1 protein-coding gene is annotated in these 2,473 nt (G+C 46.9%); it reads right to left on the reverse strand.

The features are described 5' to 3' along the window. Positions 1-342 precede the first annotated feature (342 nt). Positions 343-2,199 carry a DUF7380 domain-containing protein gene (locus CR159_RS21260; RefSeq protein WP_102075935.1) on the reverse strand — a complete coding sequence of 619 codons (1,857 nt, stop codon included), beginning with the start codon at positions 2,197-2,199 and terminating at the stop codon, positions 343-345. Between the last annotated feature and the right edge of the window lie 274 nt (positions 2,200-2,473).

The raw sequence follows: 2,473 nt of genomic DNA on the forward strand, positions 1-2,473 counted from the left end.
CATCATTCAAACATCTTTATGCTCGGCGGCGAGAGCTATCGACTGAAGCAGAAAACATCCAGTTAGCAAAGAATGGGTGGGTCAATTTTATTGGCCAATAGTGGGTCAAAAGTAATGGCCATTGACAATTGAACTCAGCGTCTCAATAGAACGCTTTAAAAGCTCGGACATTTCCTTATCTCCTAGGTGATGTTTCAAGTGGTAAAGCCACGCCCAGCAACGGTAAGGGTGCTGCATGTAAGAACTACGCACCTGTGCACTTATGGTAACGGCGCACTGTTAATCCGTCATCCGTGCTGTCGCTCCTTCTACCTCTGCAGTGCTTAACCCTGCTACGTATTTCTATCCTGTCTTCTTGTCGTTTGATTGAGGTAACTTTTGGAACGGGTTTCCCTTTGCTAACGAATGAGTTACGACTCTAAGTATCATCCACCAAGCATAAACGGACTGTATGGAAGATGATGTATTGTCATCTAGCAGGCCGTGGGCTGTCTCATTTCTTAGATTAAATCCCAGCGCTTCGGTAAAAACGCTTTTTATTTCAAAAGCAAGGTCTTCTCCGAATATCTCAGTCGCTGCCGGTAGCTCCATTAGCGTACTAAGGCCATTTTCATGTTCTATTCCGTCAGGATTGATGGTGGTGGTGTGCGCGCCGGCCTCTTTCAATTGAATGCGAATGAGATGTTCAAATTGAGGACAAAGCAGGTGAATCGCATGTCCGAACTCATACTCAAAGCCGAGCCACAGCGCGAAGCTCAATAGTTTCTTGCGTTCTGGTGGAACAATGGGGGAATGGTGGCAGATGGCTTCTAAAAAATTTTGTGTGATTCTATGCTCCATCAGTATTTGCCGCAGTGCTGGAAGTATTTGGCCTTCAACAACAAACTGAATTTCGAAAGCAAGGTGTTGTTGGACTTGCCGATGTAATACAGCTTGATTGGCAGGATCATCTTCTCCAGCCCCAAGATTTGCTGCTGGAGTTTTTCCGATAGTTCGCCCGTCGCTACTCATATGGCTGGAGCCAAACAGGCTACTTATGATGCTTTCTTGCATGGACTCCCGAGCGTCAGCGGTAAGTGCTTGCCGATCCGGGCCAGAATAAAGCCCTGCAAAATACAGCAATGATTCTTTTGGGCTGCGCTTCCCCACGACGTGAGAAATGGAGGCATCGACCATATCGGATATATCGATACCCGGTGTTTTTACCAAAGCCATTTCATTTAAAGAAGCTTTTCCGGTGTCGGAGATTTTTGTTCTGATCGCATGTATTCTGTTTTCGATATCGTGCTTGGCTCTATGCTTGGTAGGAATACGGCGATATGCCTGTATCGTGTTTTCATAGAAAGAGTTAGCAACCATATTGCTTCCAGACGATCTCGAATCAGCTTCTTGCTCAAAGCTTTCGGCGATAGATATAAGGCTATCTAGCCAGCCTTGCTCATGGTTGCCTTGCTGGTATTTCTTTGCCGATAATTCAAAGTAAGAGCGGGCGGCATAAAAATTGCCATTATTTTTGAGGTCATTCCCAAGCTGAAAAAGTCTGTGGGCTATATCCTCTCCGTACGTTTTATCAGCCTGGAGTTTATCGAGTAGGCTTGCCAACCAAAGGGGCATGAAGGGGTTACCTGGATGTTCGATACTGAATACTGCAAACAATTGGTTTTTAATTTCATCCAGCTTATCGAAGTCTCTGATTTGCATAGCTAGGCGAGCCGCACGTTCCCAGCAATCATCTACATCCCGCCGCCATGTATCCGCGTTGATGGGTTGTCGAATGTAAGCTGCTATCGCGATTTTGGCGTGATCGGGGTTCTTCGGCTTTCTACACAACCACAGCAAGTCTGCTAGCCTGGCCTGTAGCCAAAAATCATTAACATCATTCAGAATTTCTTCGAAAAAAGCTAGTTCCTCAATAGTGAAGTCGTCTGGAATGGCAGATCGCCTGCCTGCCTGAAAGTCTTGAGCAAGAGGTGCGAACGGCTCGTTAATGCTTTTTGGGACTAGCCTCATTGACGTTGCGCGACCTAACAAGTCCAGCATGTTTGCGTGCTCGTCCTCGCTGGCTTTCCGCTTTTCTTTTGCGTGGTTTTGAATGGATTGCATGACAGATGAGTAGCCGTAGCACTGGTCGGGCGGTATATCAAAGCGCCAACCGCAGTCTATAAATCTGTCACGGGTGTACGTTTGCGAAGCGGTCACTTGCACTCCTTGAGTCGTTCTTCAATCGCTGGGATTCGCGAGCCACATAACTATAGAAGCGAGCGCGTACAGAACTGGTTTAACGCTGAACTCTCTATACGACTACAAACTAAATAGTTGTTTTGGCATTGCATCGGTGGACGCAGGTAAAGTGGACCCATTTGTCAAGACAGATTTCGTCCGGGTTTAGGCTGCGTCCATCTGTTCAATTGCAGCGGAATGGCGCTGCCCCGTTGATGCCAAAGTGGACCGTCCACACTCGGTGAAACGATCT

This window comes from Pollutimonas subterranea, assembly GCF_002849655.1.
Taxonomy (GTDB): Bacteria; Pseudomonadota; Gammaproteobacteria; order Burkholderiales; family Burkholderiaceae_B; genus Pollutimonas; species Pollutimonas subterranea.